Annotated in this window: 25 protein-coding genes; 17 read left to right on the top strand and 8 right to left on the bottom strand. The window is 70.8% G+C overall.

The genetic code is table 11. The features are described from left to right. Positions 1 to 12 precede the first annotated feature (12 nt). Positions 13 to 336: a hypothetical protein gene (locus JOD54_RS03585; protein ID WP_307859815.1), complete on the bottom strand. Its 324-nt coding sequence runs from the start codon at positions 334 to 336 to the stop codon at positions 13 to 15. Between the two features lie 27 nt (positions 337 to 363). Beyond that, on the bottom strand, positions 364 to 774 hold the full coding sequence (locus tag JOD54_RS03580; RefSeq protein WP_204449162.1) for a hypothetical protein: 411 nt from the start codon (positions 772 to 774) through the stop codon (positions 364 to 366). Between the two features lie 208 nt (positions 775 to 982). On the opposite strand from JOD54_RS03580, the gene JOD54_RS03575 reads away from it, so the two are divergent. The 4 genes from JOD54_RS03575 (at position 983) to JOD54_RS03560 (ending at position 5937) form a co-directional block, all read left to right on the top strand. Then, the gene (locus JOD54_RS03575; protein WP_204449161.1) at positions 983 to 1753 is read left to right on the top strand and encodes a cytochrome c biogenesis CcdA family protein; all 771 of its coding nucleotides are present in this window, start codon (positions 983 to 985) and stop codon (positions 1751 to 1753) included. A 47-nt stretch (positions 1754 to 1800) separates the two neighbouring features. After that, positions 1801 to 3291 (top strand): cytochrome c biogenesis protein ResB, encoded by a 1491-nt coding sequence (gene resB / locus JOD54_RS03570; RefSeq protein WP_204456056.1) that lies wholly within the window; start codon positions 1801 to 1803, stop codon positions 3289 to 3291. Positions 3292 to 3293: 2 nt separating this feature from the next. Next, positions 3294 to 4244 (top strand): c-type cytochrome biogenesis protein CcsB, encoded by a 951-nt coding sequence (ccsB, locus tag JOD54_RS03565; RefSeq protein ID WP_204449160.1) that lies wholly within the window; start codon positions 3294 to 3296, stop codon positions 4242 to 4244. Positions 4245 to 4605: 361 nt separating this feature from the next. Continuing rightward, positions 4606 to 5937, top strand: coding sequence for a MinD/ParA family ATP-binding protein (locus JOD54_RS03560; protein ID WP_239573786.1), 1332 nt, complete (start codon positions 4606 to 4608; stop codon positions 5935 to 5937). 3 nt (positions 5938 to 5940) lie between these two features. Here JOD54_RS03560 and JOD54_RS03555 read toward each other — a convergent pair whose 3' ends face one another. Continuing rightward, positions 5941 to 6129, bottom strand: a complete 189-nt coding sequence (locus tag JOD54_RS03555) for a hypothetical protein (RefSeq protein ID WP_204449158.1) — start codon at positions 6127 to 6129, stop codon at positions 5941 to 5943. 137 nt (positions 6130 to 6266) lie between these two features. Continuing rightward, complete coding sequence (locus tag JOD54_RS03550) at positions 6267 to 6476, bottom strand: BldC family transcriptional regulator (RefSeq protein WP_204449157.1); 210 nt, start codon at positions 6474 to 6476, stop codon at positions 6267 to 6269. Between the two features lie 171 nt (positions 6477 to 6647). Between JOD54_RS03550 and JOD54_RS03545 the strand changes: the two genes are divergently transcribed. The 3 genes from JOD54_RS03545 (at position 6648) to cds1 (ending at position 8545) form a co-directional block, all read left to right on the top strand. Then, positions 6648 to 7106 carry an Lrp/AsnC family transcriptional regulator gene (locus JOD54_RS03545; RefSeq protein ID WP_204449156.1) on the top strand — a complete coding sequence of 153 codons (459 nt, stop codon included), beginning with the start codon at positions 6648 to 6650 and terminating at the stop codon, positions 7104 to 7106. A gap of 9 nt (positions 7107 to 7115) precedes the next feature. Beyond that, on the top strand, positions 7116 to 7385 hold the full coding sequence (locus JOD54_RS03540) for a DUF4229 domain-containing protein (protein ID WP_204449155.1): 270 nt from the start codon (positions 7116 to 7118) through the stop codon (positions 7383 to 7385). A 68-nt stretch (positions 7386 to 7453) separates the two neighbouring features. Next, entirely contained in the window at positions 7454 to 8545 is a 1092-nt protein-coding gene (cds1, locus tag JOD54_RS03535; RefSeq protein ID WP_204449154.1) for an L-cysteine desulfhydrase Cds1, read from the top strand. On the opposite strand, the gene JOD54_RS03530 is transcribed toward cds1, so the two are convergent. The 3 genes from JOD54_RS03530 to menE are packed head-to-tail and all read right to left on the bottom strand — an operon-like array spanning position 8542 to position 11371. Continuing rightward, a complete protein-coding gene (locus JOD54_RS03530) occupies positions 8542 to 9414 on the bottom strand; it encodes a 1,4-dihydroxy-2-naphthoate polyprenyltransferase (protein WP_204449153.1) in 873 nt (290 codons plus the stop codon). The genes cds1 and JOD54_RS03530 overlap by 4 nt on opposite strands. Before the next feature lie 46 nt (positions 9415 to 9460). Further along, entirely contained in the window at positions 9461 to 10201 is a 741-nt protein-coding gene (locus tag JOD54_RS03525; RefSeq protein WP_204449152.1) for an N-acetyltransferase, read from the bottom strand. Between the two features lie 12 nt (positions 10202 to 10213). Next, on the bottom strand, positions 10214 to 11371 hold the full coding sequence (gene menE, locus JOD54_RS03520; protein ID WP_204449151.1) for an o-succinylbenzoate--CoA ligase: 1158 nt from the start codon (positions 11369 to 11371) through the stop codon (positions 10214 to 10216). A 74-nt stretch (positions 11372 to 11445) separates the two neighbouring features. Between menE and JOD54_RS03515 the strand changes: the two genes are divergently transcribed. Both JOD54_RS03515 and JOD54_RS03510 read left to right on the top strand, forming a co-directional pair. After that, entirely contained in the window at positions 11446 to 11862 is a 417-nt protein-coding gene (locus tag JOD54_RS03515) for a VOC family protein (protein WP_204449150.1), read from the top strand. Then, positions 11855 to 12775, top strand: coding sequence for an arylamine N-acetyltransferase family protein (locus JOD54_RS03510; protein WP_204449149.1), 921 nt, complete (start codon positions 11855 to 11857; stop codon positions 12773 to 12775). The genes JOD54_RS03515 and JOD54_RS03510 overlap by 8 nt, the downstream gene beginning before the upstream one ends. Here JOD54_RS03510 and JOD54_RS03505 read toward each other — a convergent pair. Further along, the gene (locus JOD54_RS03505; RefSeq protein WP_204449148.1) at positions 12769 to 13680 is read right to left on the bottom strand and encodes a 1,4-dihydroxy-2-naphthoyl-CoA synthase; all 912 of its coding nucleotides are present in this window, start codon (positions 13678 to 13680) and stop codon (positions 12769 to 12771) included. The genes JOD54_RS03510 and JOD54_RS03505 overlap by 7 nt on opposite strands. Positions 13681 to 13752: 72 nt before the next feature. Here JOD54_RS03505 and JOD54_RS03500 point away from each other — a divergent pair, with 72 nt between their 5' ends. The 8 genes from JOD54_RS03500 to paaE all read left to right on the top strand — a co-directional run bounded on the left by JOD54_RS03500 (position 13753) and on the right by paaE (position 21196). Further along, the gene (locus tag JOD54_RS03500; RefSeq protein ID WP_204449147.1) at positions 13753 to 15078 is read left to right on the top strand and encodes a hypothetical protein; all 1326 of its coding nucleotides are present in this window, start codon (positions 13753 to 13755) and stop codon (positions 15076 to 15078) included. Between the two features lie 247 nt (positions 15079 to 15325). After that, the gene (gene menD / locus JOD54_RS03495) at positions 15326 to 17008 is read left to right on the top strand and encodes a 2-succinyl-5-enolpyruvyl-6-hydroxy-3-cyclohexene-1-carboxylic-acid synthase (RefSeq protein WP_204449146.1); all 1683 of its coding nucleotides are present in this window, start codon (positions 15326 to 15328) and stop codon (positions 17006 to 17008) included. 32 nt (positions 17009 to 17040) lie between these two features. Continuing rightward, a complete protein-coding gene (locus JOD54_RS03490) occupies positions 17041 to 17511 on the top strand; it encodes a DUF3592 domain-containing protein (protein ID WP_204449145.1) in 471 nt (156 codons plus the stop codon). Positions 17512 to 17553: 42 nt separating this feature from the next. Continuing rightward, on the top strand, positions 17554 to 18477 hold the full coding sequence (gene paaA, locus JOD54_RS03485) for a 1,2-phenylacetyl-CoA epoxidase subunit PaaA (RefSeq protein ID WP_204449144.1): 924 nt from the start codon (positions 17554 to 17556) through the stop codon (positions 18475 to 18477). Next, entirely contained in the window at positions 18474 to 18761 is a 288-nt protein-coding gene (paaB, locus tag JOD54_RS03480) for a 1,2-phenylacetyl-CoA epoxidase subunit PaaB (protein ID WP_204449143.1), read from the top strand. Before paaA ends, paaB begins: the two co-directional genes overlap by 4 nt. 10 nt (positions 18762 to 18771) lie before the next feature. Then, entirely contained in the window at positions 18772 to 19656 is an 885-nt protein-coding gene (paaC, locus tag JOD54_RS03475) for a 1,2-phenylacetyl-CoA epoxidase subunit PaaC (protein ID WP_204449142.1), read from the top strand. After that, positions 19650 to 20141, top strand: a complete 492-nt coding sequence (gene paaD, locus JOD54_RS03470; RefSeq protein WP_204456055.1) for a 1,2-phenylacetyl-CoA epoxidase subunit PaaD — start codon at positions 19650 to 19652, stop codon at positions 20139 to 20141. The genes paaC and paaD overlap by 7 nt, the downstream gene beginning before the upstream one ends. Positions 20142 to 20143: 2 nt before the next feature. Further along, positions 20144 to 21196, top strand: coding sequence for a 1,2-phenylacetyl-CoA epoxidase subunit PaaE (gene paaE / locus JOD54_RS03465; RefSeq protein WP_204456054.1), 1053 nt, complete (start codon positions 20144 to 20146; stop codon positions 21194 to 21196). Positions 21197 to 21338: the final 142 nt, after the last annotated feature.

The raw sequence follows: 21338 nt of genomic DNA, 5'->3' as shown, positions 1-21338 counted from the left end.
GGGTGGCCGCGCTCACGCCCGGGTGCGCACCGCCAGCACCAGCTGCCGACCGGCGTCGAGCAGCAGCACCGCGGCCGCGGTGGCCGCGGCGATGGCGAGGCCGATCCAGTTGCCCGCGTAGTGCTGGAAGTCCAGTTCCGGCCGCTCGGCGACCCGGCTCAGCGGCACCGTGCCCCGGTCGTAGCACCACAGGCAGGCCCACACCAGCAGCCCCACCAGCACGAGCTCACCGGCGGCGACCCACCCGCGCCGCGGCTGGTTGAGCCCGCCGGACTCGGTTGGCGCCGGCCAGCCCAGGCCGACGGCCTCTGGCTCGGAGGTCTGCGGTGTGCTCACCCGATCAGCCTCTCACGTCGCGACCGGTCACGAGCCACCGAAGGGCAGCGCGCCGAAGTACGCCCGCGAGTCGACCCGCAGCAGCAGGGTGACCACCGTGACCCAGATCCCGACGATCGCCATGAACAGCAGGAACGCCACCGGTGACGACGCGTGCGCGTTGGCCGCCGCGGGTGCGCCGAGCGCCCCGACCAGCGCGGTGAACATCATCCCCAGCCGCGCCCACGGCCGACCCGCGCGCACCGGCCAGGCCAGCACCACGGCGGCCAGCGCCGACAGCGCCGCCCCGACCCCCAGGTACCCCGGTGGTCGGTCCCCGGACACCAACAACCCCCCGGTCATCGCCGCGCTGACGACCGCCCCCCACACCGCGAGGCTCACGGAGGCGGGTCTGCCGGGGCTGCTGTCCGGGTCCGGATCGGCTATCGGCTCGGTCACGGGAGTTAAGTAGCCCCAGCCCATCCCCGTGTTACGAGTCGCTCGCCACGTCCCCAGCGGCGTCCCGAACCGTCCCCAACCCCCTCTGCCCCACTGCGGGCCGCGCAAAGGAAGCACGCGGGGCCTGTCGGTCCCGGGGATGTGACCCCGGTCCTGCCCAGAGACCACCCCCGGTCAGCCGTGCGGGGTGCTTCCCTACGCTGATCGGGTGGACCCGACGCAGGTTGCCGTTTCCGGGCCGCTCTTGCTGGCGGCCGGGCTGTCGCTGCTGGCCGGGTTCCTGTCGTTCGCGTCACCGTGCGTGGTGCCCCTGGTACCGGGTTACCTCGCCTACCTCGCGGCGCTCGTGGGGGCCGAGGCGCCCGCGGTGAGCGATCAGGAGGAGCGCAAGCGCGGCCGGTTCCGGGTCGTCGGCGCGGTGGGGCTCTTCGTGCTGGGCTTCACGGTCGTGTTCGCCGCGACCGTGGGCAGCGTGGTGTGGCTCGCGGACGCGTTGCTGATCAACGAGGACGTCCTGCAGCGGGTGGGCGGGGTCGTCACGATCGCGATGGCGCTGGTCTTCATCGGGCTGATCCCGGGGCTGCAGAAGGACATCCGCATCCACAAGACGCCGAGGTTCGGGTTGGCCGGGGCGCCGGTGCTCGGCGGGATCTTCGCGCTGGGGTGGACACCCTGCCTGAGCCCCACGTTGTCCGGGGTCATGAGCATCGCCGCCTCGACCGGGGGCAGCGCGGTCCGCGGGTACCTGCTGGTGGTCGTCTACTGCCTGGGGCTCGGCATCCCGTTCCTGGTGATCGCGCTGGGGGCGCGGTGGGCGGTGCGGGCCACGGCGTGGCTGCGCGCGCACACGCGCGGCATCCAACTCTTCGGGGGCGCGCTGCTGCTCGGTGTCGGGATCCTGTTGGTCACCGGGCTTTGGGCGGACGTCGTGTCGTGGCTGCGCAACACGCTCGTGACCGACTTCGAGTTGCCGCTGTGAACCGGGCTCGCGCGTTCGTGCGCAACACGTGGCGTGGCCTGACGTCGATGCGCACGGCCCTGATCCTGTTGTTCCTGTTGGCCCTCGCCGCGATGCCCGGGGCACTTCTGCCGCAGCGGTCGCTCAACCTGCCGCGCGCGCTGGACTACATAGAGGCGCACGGCTGGTGGGGCACCTTCCTGGACCGGCTGCAGTTCTTTGACGTCTATGCCAGCGTCTGGTTCTCCGCGATCTACCTGCTGCTGTTCATCTCCCTCGTAGGCTGCCTCGTCCCGCGCACAGTCGAGTACGCGAAAGCACTGCGCGCCAAGCCAGTCCTGACCCCGCGCAACCTGACCCGCTTGCCGCACCACGAGACCGCCGACGTGACCGCGACGCCGGAGCAGGTCATGGCGGACGCGAAGGCGCGGCTCAAGGGCTGGCGGCTGGTCGAGCGCGAGGAAGACGACGGCGCGCGCAGCATCAGCGCCGAGCGCGGCTACCTGCGCGAGGCGGGCAACCTGGTGTTCCACTTCGCCATGCTGGCGCTGATCGTGGCGCTGGCGATCGGCAAGATGGCCAACTACGAGGGCCAGGTCATCGTGCTGGCCAACGGTTCCCAGTTCTGCAACTCCGGCACCCTGGGCTACGACTCGTTCCGGCCAGGACTGCGGGTCGACGGCACCGACCTCAACCCGTTCTGCGTGCGGGTCAACGGCTTCGACGCCACCTACCTGCCCAACGGCCAGGCCGAGCAGTTCGCCGCCAAGGTCGACTACCAGGCGGGCGACGACCTGGAGACCGACACCTGGCGGCCCTACGACCTGCGCGTCAACGACCCGCTGCGGGTCGTCGGCGACCGCGTCTACCTGCTCGGCCACGGCTACGCCCCGACCTTCACCGTCACCTTCCCCGACGGGCAGCGGCGCACCCAGACCATCCAGTGGCGGCCGGTGGACAACCTGACCCTGCTGTCGGAGGGCGCCACCAAGTTCGACCCGCCAGGGGTGACCGACGCGACCGAGCGGCGCACGCGGCAGATCGCGGTGACCGGCCTGTTCGCCCCCACCGCGCTGATCGAGGACAAGATCCTCACCTCCAGCCACCCGCAGCTGTCGGACCCGGCGGTCGCCGTCGACGTCATGCGCGGTGACCTGGGCATCGACTCCGGCCGCGGCCAGTCCATCTTCCAGATCGACCAGTCCCTGGTGGACAGCGGCAGGCTCACCAGGGTCGCGCGGCAGAACCTGAAGGTCGGTGAGGCGATCACCCTCGACGACGGCACGAAGGTCAGCTTCGACGGCGTTGTGCCGTGGGTGTCGCTGCAGATCTCGCACGACCCGACGCAGGTGTGGGTGCTGGTGGCCGCGGTCGCGATGATCCTCGGGCTCGGGGTGTCGCTGACCGTGCGAAGGCGCAGGCTGTGGGTTCGCGCGACCCCCGGGGAGTCGGGAAGTACGGTGGTGCGCGTCGGCGGCCTCGCGCGAACCGACCAGGCGGGTTATGGCGAGGAGTTCCACAGGCTTGCAGCCCAGCTGCTTCCCAGGAGGGATACCTAAGGATGCCGGTCAACGAGACGCTGGCCACCTACAGCGACTGGCTCTACCGCGCCGCCGCCCTGGTCTACGTGTTCGCGATGGTGTTCTATACCACCGAGCAGGCCTTCACGCGCAAGGCGAAGAAGTCCGAGCGGGCCCGCGAACTGGTCGGCGCGGGCGCCCCGGCCGCCCCCGCCATCGGCCGCATCGAGGAACCCACCTCGGTCGGCAAGCCCGAGCGGTTCGGCCGGATGGCCGTCGCGCTGACCGTGCTCGGCGCCCTGCTGCACCTGAGCTCGATCGTGCTGCGCGGGATCGCCACCGGCCGCGCCCCCTGGGGCAACATGTACGAGTACGGCGCCGCCACGATGCTGGTCGCCGTGGTCACCTGGCTGGTGCTGCTGCGCAAGTTCGACGTGCGCAGGCTCGGCGCGTTCGTGCTCACCCCGGTCGTCATCCTGATGTTCCTCGGCGGCACCGCGCTCTACACCGCCGCCGGACCGGTGATGCCCGCGCTGCAGTCGTACTGGCTGGTCATCCACGTCTCCGCGGCCATCCTGTCCAGCGGCCTGTTCCTGGTGCCCGGGGTGTTCAGCCTGCTGTACCTGGTCAAGGTCCGGCACGACGCGGACCCCACCCGCTTCACGCGGATCGGCCCGAAGCTGCCGGAGGCCGCGTCCCTCGACCGGCTCGCCTACCGCACCACGATCTTCGCCTTCCCGATCTACACCTTCGGCATCATCTGCGGCGCCATCTGGGCCGAGGCGGCCTGGGGCCGGTTCTGGGGCTGGGATCCCAAGGAGACCGTCGCGTTCGTCGCCTGGGTCGTCTACGCCGGGTACCTGCACTCGCGGGCGACGGCGGGCTGGCGCGGCACCAGGGCCGCTGTGATCAACTCGGTCGCCTTCGCGCTGGTCGTGTTCAACCTGTTCTTCATCAACCTGGTCATCGCCGGTCTCCACTCGTATGCCTGACCCCCGCCCGCCCACCCCGGCTGCCTGACCCCCTCCCACCTGCGGTTGCTTGTGCACACCGCGTTACCCCCTTCGGTGGGTGGCGCGGTGAGCGACTACCGTCGCCCCCACAGGGTCGAGGTTCGCGGGAGGGGTCTCAGGGGTGACTGGACGCCATGACGAGTCCGAGGCGGCGTGGCGGCCGCCGGTGGTGACCGGGGGAACCGACACCGGGACGCCAGACTTCGGCCCGGATCCCGAGCTCGCCGAGGCGCACCTGGCCGGGCCGGACCCGGCCGCGCAGCCGGAGCCCGCCGACCAAGCCGCGCTCTACGCGCCGCCGAACGCCGGTCATGACCCCCAGCAGGCGGGCACGCAGCCGATGACCCAGCGCGGCCCCGCCCAGCAGCCGCAGGCCATCCCGACCCAGCCCAACCCCAACGAGACCCAGATCGTGGCCAACCCCGGCCACCCGAACCCGGCCCACCAGACCGCGCCGCAGCCACCCGTGCAGCCGCCGCCGGTGGTGCAGCCGCCCGTCCAGCAGGCGCCGGTCCACCAGCAGCCGCCGGTGCAGCACCAGCCCCCGCAGCCGCCGCGGCCGCCGGTCCAGCAGCAGCGCCCGCCGCAGCCGATGCAGCAGTTCCCGCCGCCCATGCAGCACTTCCCCGGTCCGGGGCAGCCGCCGCCCGGCCCGCAGAACCCGTACGCGCAGAACGCGGCCATCACCGGCCCGCACCAGGTCGGCCAGGGCTACTACAGCGACCCGCAGCCGGGGCACGGTGAGGAGCTGTCCTCGGCGCGGTTGCTCAAGCAGACCAAGCGGGCGCCGCAATCCGGGTGGCGCCGGGCGGTCTACGTGGCCACCGGCAGGCTCGTCAACGTCGGGGAGAGCCCGGCGGAGGTGCGCAGGCGCGAGCTCATCGGCCGGGTGAACCAGCCGCTGCGCGGCTGCTACAAGATCGCGATGCTCAGCCTCAAGGGCGGGGTGGGCAAGACGACGACCACCACCACGCTCGGTTCGACGTTCTCGTCGCTGCGCGGTGACCGGGTGATCGCGGTCGACGCCAACCCCGACCGGGGCACGCTGAGCCAGAAGATCCCGCTGGAGACCACGGCCACGGTGCGGCACCTGCTGCGCGACGCGGGCCGGATCCGCCGCTACAGCGACATCCGGGCGTACACCTCGCAGGGGCCGTCGCGGCTGGAGGTGTTGGCCAGCGAGCAGGACCCGGCGGTGTCGGAGGCGTTCAGCGAGGACGACTACCGGCGCACGGTGGCGCTGTTGGAGCACTTCTACAACATCGTGCTCACCGACTGCGGCACCGGTCTGATGCACTCGGCGATGAAGGGCGTGCTGGACCTGGCCGATTCGCTGGTGATCGTGTCGTCCGGCTCGGTCGACGGTGCCCGCAGCGCGTCGGCGACGCTGGACTGGTTGGACGCGCACGGCTACCGGACGCTGGTCGCCCGGTCGGTCGCGGTGATCAACTCGGTGCGGCCCAAGTCCGGTTCGGTCGACCTGGACAAGCTGGCGCAGCACTTCGGCGCCCGGTGCAGGGCGGTCTGCCGGATCCCGTTCGACCCGCACCTGGAAGAGGGCGCGGAGATCGAGTTGGAGCGGCTGGCGCCGGAAACCCGGCTGGCGCTGCTGGAGCTGGCCGCGACCGTGGCCGACGACTTCGCCAGCGGGCCCCGCCCCCGGATGGCCTGAGGCTCAGGCCGGGGGCTGGTCCTCGCCGTCGGACTTGCGGAACTTGTCGAGCCCGCGCAGGAACTCCGGGTCGTCGTCGGGTGCGACCACCCGACCCGGCCGGGGGGCCACCTCGGCCGGGCGCGCCCCGAAGGCCCGCCACAGCAGCACGCCGACGGTGATAGCGCCGACCGCGGCGAGCAGGTACAGCATGCGGGGCCACCTTTCGAACGGGTCAGGTGTTCGAGGTTAGCCGGTTTTGTCGGGTCGTGGGCCCCGCCGGGGGCAACCTGGCGGGGAAGGGCCGGGGGTGGGCCCGCGGGTTGGCGGGCCCACCGCGCGCTGCTCGGTCAGCCGGTCTGCTCGGAGGCCTCGGTGGTGAGCTCCGCCAGCAGGGTCTTGACCTCGGACTCGCGGAACCGCCGGTGACCACCGGGGGTGCGGATCGAGCCGATGCGACCCGCGGTCGCCCACCTGGTCACCGTCTTGGGGTCGACTCGGAACAGCGTGGCGACCTCTCCCGGGGTCAGCAGCCGTTCTCCGACGTGCGCCACAGTCATCGCCGTCTCCTTGGCTCAGTCGATCGGGGGGACCCGTCGATCGGGGTAAACCAGGAGCATCGTGGCACTTCGACCATTGGGTACTCGAACGGTTGGCTGATGGTAAAGAGGTAGTAAGGGACAAATCGACCGGTTCGGACACCGGGTGCGCACGCCGTACGCTTGCGCCCCGTGGACACAGTTGATCGCCGCATCATCGCCGCGCTGCGCACCAACGGCCGGGTCACCTACGCCGACCTGGGACGACAGGTCGGGCTCTCCGCCTCGGCCGTGCACGAGCGGGTGGCCAAGCTGGAGTCGTCCGGCGTGATCACCGGCTACCACGCGCAGGTCGACCCGCGCGCGGTCGGTCTCGGGGTCACCGCCCTCGTGGGAATTCACCCGACCGATACCGCCGACGACGAGGAGGTCGCCGACGCGCTCGCGGAGCTGGTGGAGGTCGAGAGCTGCTACCGGGTGGCCGGTGACGAGGCGTTCGTGGTCAAGGTCAGGGTGGCCACGGTCGACGACCTGGAGCGCGCGCTGAGCAGGCTGCGGCGGATCAAGGGCGTGGCCCGCACCCGGTCGACGGTGGTGCTGTCCACCCGCTTCGAGGGCAGGCCGAACACCGTCGAGGAGACCGAGGGGTAGCCTCGGGGCGTGGACAAGCCCGACAGCAACCTGGGTCGTGACCTGGCCCTCTACACCGCCGTGCGCGTGCTCCTGGTCGCGGCGGTGGCGGCTCTGCTGGTGTTGTTCGACATCCCGCTGCTGGTCGCGGTGGCCGTCGGCGTCGTCGTCGGCTTCCCGCTCGGGCTCCTGCTCTTCCGCGGCCTCAACACGCGCGTCACCGCCGGGCTCGCCGCCCGCCACGCGGGTCGCAACGCCGAGCGCGCGCGCCTTCGTGCGCAGCTGCGCGACGGCGCCTAACTCTGCGCTACGCCTCCGCCACTCGTTGGGGCGCTGGGAAAACCGCTGCTAGGCGCTAATGTTGGTACATGACCGCGGTGGACAGGTGCAGCGACAAGACCCGGGCGTGGGTGTGCGAGGCGGTGCGGCTGATCGAGGCCGACGCCAACCGCAGCGCCGACACCCACCTGCTGCCGTACCCGCTGCCCGAGCAGTGGGGCGTGCGGCTCTACCTCAAGGACGAGTCAACCCATCCCACTGGTTCGCTCAAGCACCGGTTGGCCCGGTCGCTGTTCCTGTACGCGTTGTGCAACGGCTGGATCGTCGAGGGCACCCCGGTGATCGAGGCGTCCTCGGGGTCGACCGCCGTGTCCGAGGCGTACTTCGCCCGCATGCTCGGCCTGCCGTTCATCGCCGTGATGCCGCGCACGACCAGCCCGGAGAAGGTGCACCTGATCGAGCGGCAGGGTGGCCGATGTCACTTCGTCGACGAGCCGGGCCAGATCTACACCGAGTCCAACCGGCTGGCCGCCGAACTCGGCGGGCACTTCATGGACCAGTTCACCCACGCCGAGCGGGCCACCGACTGGCGCGGCAACAACAACATCGCCGAGTCGGTGTTCGAGCAGATGGCGCTGGAGCCGCACGCCGAGCCCGCGTGGATCGTGGTGGGCGCCGGGACCGGCGGCACCAGCGCGACGATCGGCCGCTACGTCCGCTACCGCAAGCTGAGCACCCGGCTGGCCGTGGTCGACCCGGAGAACTCGGTGTTCTTCGAGGCCTGGCGGGACGCGGTGCCGGGGCTGACCGGCTGCCGGGGGTCGCGGATCGAGGGGATCGGGCGGCCGAGGGTGGAACCGTCGTTCCTCGGCCAGGTGGTCGACCGCATGATCAAGGTCCCGGACGCCGCGTCGGTCGCGGTGATCCGGCGGGTGGAGCGGGTGCTGGGCCGCCGGGTCGGCGGGTCCACCGGGACGAACCTGTGGGGTGCGTTCGAGATCCTCGCCGAGCTCAAGGCGGCGGGCGTGACCGGGAGCGTCGTCACGCTCCTGTGCGATGGCGGGGAAAGGTACTCGCACACCTACTACGACGACGCTTGGCTCACCGCGCAGGGCATTGATCTCGCCCCTTACGACGAGGTGCTGGAGACGTTCTTCGCGACTGGCGAGTGGAACGGCTAAGAGAGCCCGACCGCGGTCGCCGTGACAATGGCCCAGCTCAACATCGCTAGCCCGGTCTGCTTCAACACGGGGATCAGCTTCATGCCTGTCTCCCCCCGCGCGACAACGCGAACAGAAGGCACGACAAAGGCAGCGGCAACGAGGCCCACGAGCGCTATAGGCGCCGTGAACGCTGCGGCCACGGTCACGATGAACGGGATGGCCACGAGAACCTGGTAGAGCACGCGGGTGCGCGGCTCGCCCAGCCGCACCGCGAGGGTGTTCTTACCGGCTACCCGGTCTGTGGGGACGTCGCGCAGGTTGTTCGCGACCAGTACCGCCGCCGAGAAGGACCCCATCGCCGCAGCGCCCGCGGCGCCGAACCAGCTCACCCGGTCCGCCTGCACGTACTCGGTGCCCAACACGGCGATGAGACCGAAGAAGAGGAAGACGGCGACCTCGCCCAAACCCGAGTAGCCGTAGGGTTTCTCGCCACCGGTGTAGAACCACGCGCCCGCGATGCTCGCGGCACCCACCGCCAGCAACCACCAATGGCCCGACATGGACACCAACACGAGACCGGCGATAGCGCCCAGCGCGAAGCAAGAGAACGCGGCAGCCTTCACGGTGCCCGGCGCGGCGACTCCAGAGCCAACCAATCGCAACGGGCCGACCCGCTCGCTGTCGGTGCCTCTTACCCCGTCCGAGTAGTCGTTGGCGTAGTTCACCCCGACCTGCAACGCCAAAGACACCAAGAGCGCCAACGCCGCGCGGATCAACGAGAAAGTGCCTACTGCGGCGGCGGCCCCTGAGCCGACCAGGACCGGGGCCACCGAGTTCGGCAGTGTGCGCACGCGCGCACCCTCGATCCACTCCGCGACTGTCGCCATCGGTCCATCTTCACTGATCGGGGCTTGCCGGGCGGTGAGTGACTCGTCACGTCTTGTGGCGCACCCACACGTTGGGCTCCACGTACACCGCGTAGTCGTGGTCAACGTCGCAGTGCACCGGGACCAGCGCACCCGGCACCAGCACCTCGCCGGACCGCTCGAACGGCAACCCCGTCCACGACCGCCACTCCGCCAGCGTCCCGGTGATCGTCATCGACCGCACGGCGATGGCCTCGATGACCCCGCCCGCGCGGACGTGCACCCGCAGCCACGGGTCGACCGGGAGGCCGTCCTCCCTGGTCCACCCCGCGTACTGGCCCAGCGGGACCTCCGGGTGCTCGGGTTTGCCGTTGGGGCGCACGGGCGCCACCAACGTGTCGAACCCCAGGGCGCGCGTGTTGTCGCGCATGGCGCCGAGCATGACGGCGGAGAGCCCGGTGCCGCGCATGTCGGTCTGGACGTTGATCTCCAGCGCGGACACCAGGTTCGGTTCCTCGCCGTTGGCGTGGCCGACCGAGGCGCGCTGGATCACCCGGTCCCACCCGCCGGGAGGCAGCACTTCCTCGGTCCACCGGAACGGCACGCTGTGCGCCTTGGCGACCAACCGCTCCGGGTGGTCGCGGTCGTAGGCGACCAGCACGTGCTCGGGGTAGTGCAGGCTCGAGACCCCGTAGTAGACCCCGCTCATGGGGTCCTTCTGCATGAACACCGGCCAGGAGTTCGGGAAGTCGTCGAGCACCGCGTCGAGGTCGGGTCGTTGTGCGAGGGAGGTGATGACGAGGTCCACAGTCCGGGGACGTTACCCGTGCTCAGGGCTCTGCTCCACCGAGATTCGCGCCGCCGACAAGAGCCGGGCGACCGCCGCGCGGTCCACCTTCCCGGGGCCGCGCAGCGGGAGCTCGGGGACAATGTGGATCTGCTTCGGGGCCGCGTGCGGGCCGAGTTCCCGCTTGACGGCGCTCGTCAGCTCCTCGGTGTCCACCCCGCCGCTGGAGACGATCGCGGCGGCGACCCGTTCACCCCATTCAGGGTCTGGCAGGCCCACTACGCACGCTTCCACCACGCCCGGCTGCGCGGTCAGCACCCGCTCCACCGCCGTGGGGGCCACCTTCTTGCCGCCGGTGTTGATGAGGTCGTCTGTGCGGCCGAGCACCTGTAGCCGGCCGTCGACCAGGCGCCCCAGGTCCGATGTGTGGAACCAGCCGTCGGTGAAAGCCGGGTTGTCGGGGTCGAGGCGGTAGCCGTGCGCGAGCGACGGACCGCTGAGGTGGATCACGTCGTCCACTAGGCGCACTCGTGTCCCATCGAGTGGGGAACCGTCGTACACACACCCGCCTGCGGTTTCAGACATGCCGTAGGTGGTGACGGCGTTGATGCCCGCTTCGCGCGCTTGCCTAAGAGTGCTCGGGCTTGTCGCTGCGCCACCGACCAGCACAGCGTCGAAAGAGCGCACTGCCGCCAAGGCGTCTCCGCCTTCAGCCAGCAGCCGGGTCAGCTGCGTGGGGACTAGAGCCGTGTAGCGCGGTCCTTCGGCCATCAACACATCAGAGGCTGCCTCGACGAAACGCCGCCCTTGGAAACCGCCTGCCGGTAGGACCGCCAACGCGGTACCGACCAGGAGGGACCGCACGACAACTTGCACGCCCGCGATGTGGTGGGCGGGCATGGTCAAGAGCCACGTGCCCGGTCCGCCGAGCCGAGCATGGGTCGCCGTTGCGGAGGCTCTTAGCGCCGCTGCGGACAGCAGCACACCTTTGGCTGAACCTGTGGAGCCCGAGGTCCGCACGATCAACGCCGTATCCGCCTCTACCGGCAGTTCGGGACGAAGAACGTCTAGCGCCTCTCCAGGGCCCAACGGCACCACTGCTGGCCCTGTGTCGCCGTCCAAGTGGGGGCGCAAGGCACGTGCTAGAGCCTGAACCGCCGCCGCAGTGCCATCGAGGTCGACAGGGTGCACGCGGCCATCCTCCCAGTTCCGTCGGTACTTGTGCCTACTCTCGACACCAACGTCGACGAGAGGAGTGGCCGACTGTGTCCACAGCGCAACCGAAGGTGACGCCCTTCCTGATGTTCCAGGGCAAGCAGGCCGAAGCGGCCATCACGTTCTACGTCTCGCTGTTCGACGACGGCGAGGTGCTGGACCTCAAGCACGCGGGACCCGACGGCCCTGGTGGCCCCGAGGCCGAGGGGACGGTGCACCTGGCCAGCTTCTACGCGGGTGGGCAGGTCATCCGGGCCATCGACAGCGCGCCCGTGCACGACTTCACCTTCACCCCGTCGATGTCGCTCTACGTCACCTGCGACTCCGAGGCCGAGATCGACCGCCTTTACGCGTCCCTGTCCGAAGGCGGGCAACCGCTGATGCCATTGGGCAACTACGGGTTCAGCACCAAGTTCGGGTGGGTCAACGACCGGTTCGGCGTCTCTTGGCAGCTCAACCTTGTCTGATCTCCTCGATGTGACCGACCCGCGCCGCGAGGAACGGCTCTGGCGCAGACCGCTGGACGTAGGGCTGCGTGACGGCTACCTACGCCGGTTGGGCTGGACTACGCCTCCCGAGCCGACGTTGGACACGCTCATCGCGCTGCACCAAGCGCAGACAGCCCTGGTGCCTTACGAGGTCGTGTGGATCGCCTTGGGCGAGGAGCGCACAGTCGAGCCTCTCGACGCCGTGCGCTACATCGTCGCGGGACGTGGTGGGTACTGCTACCACCTGAACGGCGCTTTGGCGTGCTTGCTCGACTGGCTCGGGTTCGACGTCCATTGGCGAGTCGGCGGAGTACAAGGGCCCCAGGTCGACGGGCCCGTAGGCGCCAACGCGAACCACCTCACCATCGAGGTGCACGGTCTGCCGAGCGAAGATTCACCCTCGGGCACCTGGCTCGTCGACACCGGCATGGGTGACGCCTTGCACGCGCCGCTGCCTCTTAGCGAAGGCGACTACAGCCAGGCGCCGATGGATTTCACACTACGACCCTCAGATGTCGTGCCCGGTGGATGGCGGTTTGACCACGACAAGTGGGCGCGGTGCCCCGGCATGGATTTCGCGCCTTACGAGGCGACGGTCGAAGACTTCACCGCCAAGCACCACGAGCAGTCCACCAGCCCCGAGTCCGGGTTCGTCCGGGTGGCAGCCTTGTGTCGCCGCGACGGAGACAGCGCGACGACCCTGCGCGGGCTGCGGCTCGTCCACCACGGGGTGGACAGCGGATTCGAGCGGGACATCGCCAGCGAAGCCGAGTACTTCGCCACGCTGGCAGACGTCTTCCACCTACCGTTGTCCGATGTGGACAAGAGCCGCAAACAGGCCCTCTATAGCAAGGTCGTCGCGGATCACGAACAGTTCTTGAAGTCTCAGTAGTAGTACGGGAAGCGGGACCAGTCAGGATCCCGCTTCTCGAGGAAGGAGTCCCTACCCTCGACGGCTTCATCGGTCATGTAGGCCAAGCGGGTCGTCTCACCGGCGAACACCTGCTGGCCGATAAGACCGTCGTCAATGGCGTTGAAGGCGAACTTGAGCATCCGCTGCGCCGTCGGCGACTTGCCATTGATCTCGCGCGCCCACTGCAGCGCGGTCTCTTCCAACTCGGCGTGCGGCACCGCCTGATTCACCGCGCCCATCCGCACCATGTCCTCGGCGGTGTAAGAGCGCCCGAGGAAGAAGATCTCCCGCGCGAACTTCTGCCCCACCTGCCTGGCCAGGTACGCCGACCCGAAACCGCCGTCGAAACTGCCGACATCGGCATCAGTCTGCTTGAACCGCGCGTGCTCCAGGCTCGCCAGCGTCAAGTCGCAGGTCACGTGCAGGCTGTGCCCGCCACCGGCGGCCCACCCCGGCACGACCGCGATGACCACCTTCGGCATGAACCGGATCAGCCGCTGCACCTCCAGGATGTGCAGCCTGCCCGCGCGCGCGGGGTCCACCGTCGCCGCGGTCTCGCCCGACGCGTACTGGTAGCCCGTGCGGCCGCGGATGCGCTGGTCACCGCCGGAGCAGAACGCCCATCCGCCGTCACGCGGGGACGGGCCGTTGCCGGTCAGCAGCACGCACCCGACGTCCGAGCTCATCCTGGCGTGGTCGAGCGCCCGGTACAGCTCGTCGACGGTGTGCGGCCGGAACGCGTTGCGCACCTCCGGGCGGTCGAAGGCGATCCGGACCGCCCCGGTGTCCACCGCGCGGTGGTAGGTGATGTCGGTGAAGTCGAACCCGTCGACCTCGCGCCACCGCGCCGGGTTGAACAGTTCGGAAACCTCGCGCTCAGCCACGCGGTCGAGGATGCCGGCGCGGCTGTGGACAGTCGTTCGCGGGGTTGCCCGTCGCCGTGTCAAGCTGGGGACGTGCACGACCTGGACTCGGCCCTGGAGGTCATTCGCGCGCGGGACGACACCGCGGCGAAGCACGCGCACGCGCTGTGGCACGTCATGCGCGCCACAGCGGCGCACCCGACCAAGGTCACCCGCTACGACGTGCAGCAGATGGTGTGGGGCACGCTGCCGCAGGCGCACCGCAGCCCCGGCGGGCACGGCGCGTTCGAAGACCTGCACGAGACCTGCGACTCGTTCGCCGAGCTGCTGGAGCTGCTCGGCCACGCGGACTACGCCGGGCTCTGCCGGGGTGCCACCACGCACGCCATCCTCGACGCGGCCGAGGACGAGGAGTCCTACCGGCGGCTGGTCGCCGCGGCGTGGCGCGCGTCGGGGGTGTGGCCGCCGGACACCCCGCTGATGACCTGGTCCGAGCAGGGCGGCCCGATCGAGACGGCGCTGCACGCCGCCGCGGGCAGGCTGCTGGAGGAGGCCGTCGAGGCGGGCACCCTGCCCGCCGACGGCGGCGACGCGATGCGGGTCGGGCTGGTGATGCGGCTGCTGACCAGCCCGGAGAACGAGGGCGAGGAGACCTGGTTCGTCCGGCTGCTCGACGAGCGCCTCGACGAGTGGACCCTCGGCCACGGCAGCCAGACCCGCCGCGAGCTGATGGTCCGGCTCAGACCCGAGGTCCGCCGCGCCCCCGACAGCGACGGTGCCCAACTGCCCGCGCTGACGTACCTGCTCGCTCAGTGCCGCGGCCAAGGCGCCCGGTTGACCACCAGCGGCTACTTGCCCACCACGCTGGTCGGTGAGCTGATCGACCTGATGCCGACCTGCGCGGAGGTCACCGCGGCCGGTCGCAGCGAGTCCCAGTGGCCCCCGGTGAAGCTGCTGCGCGAGTTGTCCACCGACTTCGGCCTCACCACCCGCGACGGCAGCCGCCTGCGGCTCACCGAACCGGGCACCGCCCTGGTCGACGATTCGGACTCCCTGCTGATGACCGTCGGCGAGCGCATGGTGTCCCTCGAGCGCACCGCGCTGGGCACGGTGCAAGAGGTCGTGTTCGCCGCGCTGCTGCTGGAAGACCGGATGGCCCCCAGCCGGGTCTTCGAGAAAGTCGCCTACGTGCTCGCCGAGGAGGGCTGGTCCGGCGACACCGGCTCCGACTTCGGCCCCACCAGGGCCGCCGAGGTGGGCGCCTGGTTCCTGCGCCGCCTGCGCGTGTTGGACGCCGTGGACGCCGACTGGACCGCGCGGCGGGTCGGCCTAACGCCCGCGGGCCGCGCCATAGCCCGCTGGAGCCTGCGCGCCCGCGTCCTGTTCCGCCGCCACCCCGAGGACCTGACCCTCACATGAGCGCACCGCCTTCCCGGGGCTCGGCCGCCACCGTCCAGAAAGCCCTGACGCGCCGTCTGTCCGATCACGCCACCGGTGCGTCTACAGCGGGACTGGGTACGCTCCCAGTTCCCTTGCGGGCGCAACGGGTTCCGGCCGATCTTCGCCCAGATGCCGGGGGCCGGTTGCCGGTTGGGCCGCCCCAGGAGCAGGGTCGGGGGTCGGGTCCGGGAACCGAGGGGGAAGTCACCGTGCGGAGTGGGGTGCTGTGAATCCGTCCACCGCGATGGCCACCGTCGTGGTCGACGAGTTGGTCCGCAACGATGTCCGGCAGGTCGTGCTGTGCCCTGGGTCGCGCAACGCCCCGGTGGCGTTCGCGCTGTTCGAGGCCGCGCAACGGGGTGAGCTGACCCTGCACGTGCGGGTCGACGAGCGCTCGGCCGGGTACTTCGCGCTGGGGCTCGGCCGGGCGTCCGGGCGGCCCGCCGCGGTGGTCTGCACCTCCGGTACGGCCGTGGCGAACCTGCACCCCGCGGTGCTGGAGGCGCACCACTCGGGGGTCGGGCTGCTGCTGATCACCGCCGACCGGCCGCCCGAGCTGCACGGGACCGGGGCGAACCAGACCATCGACCAGCGCGGCATCTTCGGCAGCGCCGCGGTGACCGTCGACTTCCCGGTCGCCGAGCGGCGCGCCGGGCTCAACCCCGTGTGGCGCGGCCTGGTCTGCCGCGGCGTCGCGCGGGCGGAGACCGGGCGCCCGGTGCAGCTGAACATCCCGTTCCGCGAGCCCCTGGTCCCGACCTTCTGCGACGACTGGCCCGATCGGCTCACCGGCCGCCCGGACGGCCTGCGCTGGACCACGTCCTCGGCCGCCCGCTCGGTGCCGGGCAACCGGGTCGACTTCCCGCTGCCCGCGCGCACCCTGATGGTCGTCGGCAGCGGCGACCCGGCCAGGGCCACCTCGGCGGCCGGGGTCGCGGCGAAGGCGGGCTGGCCCGTGGTCGCCGAGCCGGTGGGGGCCGCCGCGGCGATCGCGGGCGGCGCGCACGTGGTGCGCGGGGGGCCGCTGCTGCTGGGCACGGGGGCGCTGCCCGATCCGCTGCGCCCGGACGCGGTGGTCGTGGTGGGGCGGCCAACGCTCTCGCGCGGGGTGCGCGGGCTGATGGACCGGGTGCCGGTGTACGGCATCGGCGACCATCCACAGTGGACCGATCCGCAGTTCGTCGCGACGCACGTGCGCGGCTGGCTCGACCAGGACGACCTGGCGCACGTCACCGGGCACGACCAGGCATGGCTGGCGGGCTGGCAGGACGCCGAGGACCTCGCCGCGGACGCGGTGACCACCCTGCTGGCCGCCGAGCCGTGGCCGACGGGCCTGCACGTGGCCCAGGAGGTGGTCGCGGGCCTGCCGATCGCCGCGACGCTGTTCCTCGGCTCGTCCAACACCGTCCGCGACGTCGACCTGATCGCCGCGCACCGCGCCGACGTCACCGTGCACGCCAACCGGGGCGTCGCGGGCATCGACGGCAACCTGTCTACCGCGGCCGGGGTGTCGCTCGGCGGTGGCGCGCCGACGTACGCGCTCATGGGCGACCTGACCTTCCTGCACGACGCGAACGGCCTGCTGATCGGACCGGACGAGGCGAGGCCGGACCTGACCGCCGTGGTGCTCAACGACAACGGCGGCGGCATCTTCTCGCTGCTCGAACAGGGCGCCGCCGAGCACAGGGCCAGCTTCGAGCGGGTCTTCGGCACCCCGCACGGCGTCGACCTGGCCGACCTGTGCCGCGCTCACGGCGTCGCGCACACCCTGGTCACCAGTTCCGCCGACCTGCGCGCCGCGCTGGCCGCCGGACCGGGCCTGCGCGTGGTCGAGGTGCAGACCAGCCGGGCGGGCCTGCGCGACCTGCACGCCAGGCTGCGCGCCTCGGTCACCGCCGTGATCGCCTGACGGCCGTGACCGGCCCGGATACCCTCCACCCCGTGCAGGAGCAACTCACCCGCCCCGAGCGGCAGCGGGCGATCGCGGCGCTGGTGGCCATCGTCGTGGCCGGGTTGATCGCCGCGCTCGGCGTGCTGCTGGTGGTGGCCGCGGTCACCGAGGACGCCGCGATCGAGGAGTACACCGGCAACGCCAACGCCGAGGTGGTCAGCGTCTCGTTCACCAGGACCCTGGTCCGCTTCCAGACCCCGGACGGCGCCGAGCACCTGCCGACGGTGGGCGTGCTCTACCCGGAGGCGCTGGAGGAGGGGCAGGTGGTGCGGGTGGAGTACGACCTGCGCAACCCGGACCTGGTGCGGGTCGCGGGCCGCGGTGCGGCGCTGACGATCCTGCCGGTGAGCACGGCGGTGTTGGCCGTGTGGGTGGTCGCGGGCGGGGTCCTCTACTGGTTGCGACGGCGGGGTCCCCTGAACGTGCGGCGGCTGCGCCCCCGGCGGCGGATCCGGCTATGACACTTCTCCGCGATTCTGGCCTTCAGGTGTAACATCGGTGGGGTGGACCTGGAACGCCAGTTTGAGCAGACCGTCGCCGCCGACCACCGGGTCGAGCCGCGGGACTGGATGCCGGACGGGTACCGGGCGACGCTGATCCGCCAGATCGCCCAGCACGCGCACTCCGAGATCATCGGGATGCAGCCGGAGGGCAACTGGATCAGCCGCGCGCCCTCGCTGCGCCGCAAGGCGATCCTGCTGGCCAAGGTGCAGGACGAGGCCGGGCACGGCCTCTACCTCTACGCCGCCGCGGAGACCCTCGGCGCCGACCGGGCCGAGCTGACCGAGAAGCTCATCGAGGGGCGGCAGAAGTACTCCTCGATCTTCAACTACCCCACGCTGACCTACGCCGACGTCGGCGTCATCGGCTGGCTCGTCGACGGTGCCGCGATCTGCAACCAGGTGCCGCTGTGCCGCACCTCCTACGGCCCGTACGCGCGCGCGATGATCCGGGTCTGCAAGGAGGAGTCGTTCCACCAGCGGCAGGGCTACGAGCTGCTGATGACCATGATGAGCGGCACGCAGCAGCAGCGGGACATGGTGCAGGACTCCGTCAACCGCTGGTGGTGGCCGTCGCTGATGATGTTCGGCCCGTCGGACGCGGAGAGCTCGAACACCGAGCAGTCGATGGTGTGGCGGATCAAGCGGCACACCAACGACGAGCTGCGGCAGCGCTTCGTCGACATGAGCGTGCCGCAGGCGGAGAAGCTCGGCGTGACGCTGCCCGATCCGGCTCTCGCGTGGAACGCCGAGCGCAACCACCACGACTTCGGCGACATCGACTGGACCGAGTTCTGGCAGGTCGTGAAGGGCGAAGGACCGTGCAACGCTGAGCGCATCGCCCACCGGCGCAAGGCCCACGACGACGGTGCCTGGGTCCGCGAGGCTGCTGCGGCGTACGCGCGCAAGAAGGAGCAGGCGGCATGACCAAGTCCTCTTGGCCCCTCTACGAGGTGTTCGTCCGGGGCAAGCGCGGTCTGAACCACGTGCACGTCGGTTCCCTGCACGCCCCTGACGACGAAATGGCCCTACGCAACGCGCGAGACCTCTACACGCGCCGCAACGAAGGCGTCAGCATTTGGGTCGTCAAGGCGGAGGCGATCACAGCGTCCAGCCCGGACGAGAAGGACCCGTTCTTCGCGCCTAGTGGCGACAAGGTCTACCGGCACCCCACGTTCTACGCGATCCCCGAGGACGTCCCGCACCTGTAAGGAACCCGCCATGGATAACGCCTACGACGGCCTTACCGACGCGGGTGAGGAGAAGCACTGGGCGTTCGGCACCGGCTTCACCGCTGCTCTCGCCGGGGTCGACCGCGCGGTACCGGACGTCGACCGCGAGAGCCTCGTCGCGTACTGCCTCATGCTCGGCGACGACGCGCTCATCTACTCGCAGCGCCTGGCCGAGTGGTGCTCGCGCGCGCCGGAGCTGGAAGAAGACGTCGCGCTGGCCAACATCGCGCTCGACCTCCTCGGCCAAGCCCGGCTTCTGCTCTCGCGCGCGGCTGAGGTCGAGGGGCTCGGCCGCGACGAGGACGCCCTGGCCTACCTGCGCGACGAGCGCGAGTTCCGCAACGTCCGGCTCGCCGAGATCGACTGCGGCCCCGGACCTGGCGGCGACTTCGGCACCACCATCGCCCGCCTGCTGGTGTTCGCGACCTGGCGCCTCGCCGTGTTCCAGCGGCTGATCACCTCGGCAGACCCGGTGCTGGCCGCCGTCGCCGCCAAGGGCGTCAAGGAACTGGCCTACCACCGCGACCACGCCGCCCAGTGGGTACTGCGGCTCGCGGGCGGCACCGAGTACTCCCGCGAACGCATCGTGGCAGGCTTCGACCGTGTGTGGGCGTTCACCGACGAACTGTTCGCCACGCACCCGGTGGAGGCCGCGCTGCCCGGCATCGCCGTCGACCCGGCTGCCGCGCGCGAGGAGTTCGACCAGGTCATCGACACCGTGCTGACCGCGGCCGGGCTGGACCGGCCGCAGGTCAAGCAGGTCGCGGCAGTGGCGGGCCAAGCGGGCCGCGACGGCGTGCACACCGCCGCGATGGGGTTCCTGCTCGCCGAGTTGCAGCACATCGCCCGGTCGACGCCAGGGGCGCGCTGGTGACCGCGCGGCAGGTCGCCGAGCAGGTGCTCGACCCCGAGTTGCCGGTGCTGACCCTCGCCGACCTCGGGGTGCTGCGCGCGGTCGACGAGGACGGCGGCCGGGTGACCGTGACGATCACCCCCACCTACTCCGGCTGCCCCGCGGTGGACGAGATGCGCGCCGACCTGGTCGCCAGCCTGACCGAGGCCGGGTACGCCGAGGTCGAGGTGCGGACCGTCCTGCACCCGGCGTGGACGACCGACTGGATCAGCGAGGACGGCCTGCGCAAGCTCGCCGACCACGGCATCGCCCCGCCCCAGCGGATCGGCCCGCGCGCCGTCGGTCCGGTGCCGCTGAACCTGGAACCACCGAGCCGCCGGGTGCTGTGCCCGCTGTGCGGGTCGGCGCGGACCACCGAGCTGTCCCGGTTCGGGTCGACCGCGTGCAAGGCGCTGCGGCGCTGCGAGGACTGCCGGGAACCGTTCGAGCAGATCAAGGAACTGTGACCGTGCGCGCCTTCCACTCCCTCCCGGTAGCCGGGGTAGACCGCCTCTGCGACGACGCGGTCGCGATCACCTTCGCCGTGCCCGCCGAGTTGGGCGAGCACTTCGTCTTCAAAGCGGGCCAATACCTGACTCTTAGGCAGGACGTCGAAGGCCGGGAGGAGCGACGCTCTTACTCGATCTGCGCCCCTGCCGGCGCCGCACCGCGCATTGGCGTTAGGCGGGTTGAAGGCGGGCTGTTCTCTTCACACCTGGTGGATTCACTGAAGCCGGGAGACGTGCTGGAAGTCCTACCGCCACAAGGTGGCTTTACACCCGTGGTCGAGCCGGGTAGTCACCACGGCTTCATCGCCGCCGGTTCGGGCATTACGCCGGTTCTCTCGATCGCGGCCACTGTGCTCGCCGATCCCACTACGCGGGTCACGCTCCTCTATGGCAACCGCCGAAGTGACACGGTCATGTTCGCGGAGGACCTCGCGGACCTTAAAGACCGCTACCCGAACCGGCTTCAACTCGTGCACATCCTGTCGCGCGAACCGGGAGACGTAGAGCTGTTCTCCGGCAGGCTCGACACCGCGCGGCTGGAGGAGTTGTTCAGCCGGGTCGTGCCCGCGGACGACATCGACCACTGGTGGTTGTGCGGGCCGTTCGGTCTGGTCCAAGACGCGCACGCGGTGCTGACCGCGCGCGGTGTCCCTTCGGACCGCCTCCACCGTGAACTCTTCTACGTCGACGAGCCGCCGCCGGAGCCCAAGCGGGTCGAGGAAGGTGTGGACGGACCGACATCGTCGGTGACCGTGATCCTCGACGGCCGGGAAACCACCCTGGCACTGCCGTTCGACGAGCCCATCCTCGACGCCGCGCAACGGGTCCGGTCCGACCTGCCGTTCGCCTGCCGGGGCGGGGTGTGCGGGACGTGCCGGGCGAAGGTGGTCACCGGGGATGTGCGGATGCGCCGGAACTACGCGCTCGAGCAGCACGAGATCGACGCCGGGTTCGTGCTGACCTGCCAGGGCCTGCCCGCCACCGACTCGGTCACCGTCGACTTCGACGCCTGACCGTCAAAGATCGCCCGCCTGCGGGTCGTCCCGGGTGGTTTTCGACGCGTAGGTTGGGCGGGTGAGCACGCTGCGCGGGATCGGGGCAGGCCTGGACGAACTTGTCCAAGCCCACGCCGCTGTCCAGCCCACCGCACGGGCT

Source organism: Actinokineospora baliensis, from assembly GCF_016907695.1.
Lineage (GTDB): Bacteria > Actinomycetota > Actinomycetes > Mycobacteriales > Pseudonocardiaceae > Actinokineospora > Actinokineospora baliensis.
This window is presented reverse-complemented; position numbering and strand designations above follow the sequence as displayed.

What these genes read in the sequence shown, in the direction of transcription:
- resB (WP_204456056.1), top strand. Translation starts at nt 1,801, where the DNA reads ATGCGCACGGCCCTGATCCTGTTGTTCCTGTTGGCCCTCGCCGCGATG.
- ccsB (WP_204449160.1), top strand. Translation starts at nt 3,294, where the DNA reads ATGCCGGTCAACGAGACGCTGGCCACCTACAGCGACTGGCTCTACCGC.
- JOD54_RS03560 (WP_239573786.1), top strand. Translation starts at nt 4,606, where the DNA reads ATGACCCAGCGCGGCCCCGCCCAGCAGCCGCAGGCCATCCCGACCCAG.
- JOD54_RS03555 (WP_204449158.1), bottom strand. Translation starts at nt 6,129, where the DNA reads ATGCTGTACCTGCTCGCCGCGGTCGGCGCTATCACCGTCGGCGTGCTG.
- JOD54_RS03550 (WP_204449157.1), bottom strand. Translation starts at nt 6,476, where the DNA reads ATGACTGTGGCGCACGTCGGAGAACGGCTGCTGACCCCGGGAGAGGTC.
- cds1 (WP_204449154.1), top strand. Translation starts at nt 7,454, where the DNA reads ATGACCGCGGTGGACAGGTGCAGCGACAAGACCCGGGCGTGGGTGTGC.
- JOD54_RS03530 (WP_204449153.1), bottom strand. Translation starts at nt 9,414, where the DNA reads ATGGCGACAGTCGCGGAGTGGATCGAGGGTGCGCGCGTGCGCACACTG.
- paaB (WP_204449143.1), top strand. Translation starts at nt 18,474, where the DNA reads ATGACCAAGTCCTCTTGGCCCCTCTACGAGGTGTTCGTCCGGGGCAAG.
- paaC (WP_204449142.1), top strand. Translation starts at nt 18,772, where the DNA reads ATGGATAACGCCTACGACGGCCTTACCGACGCGGGTGAGGAGAAGCAC.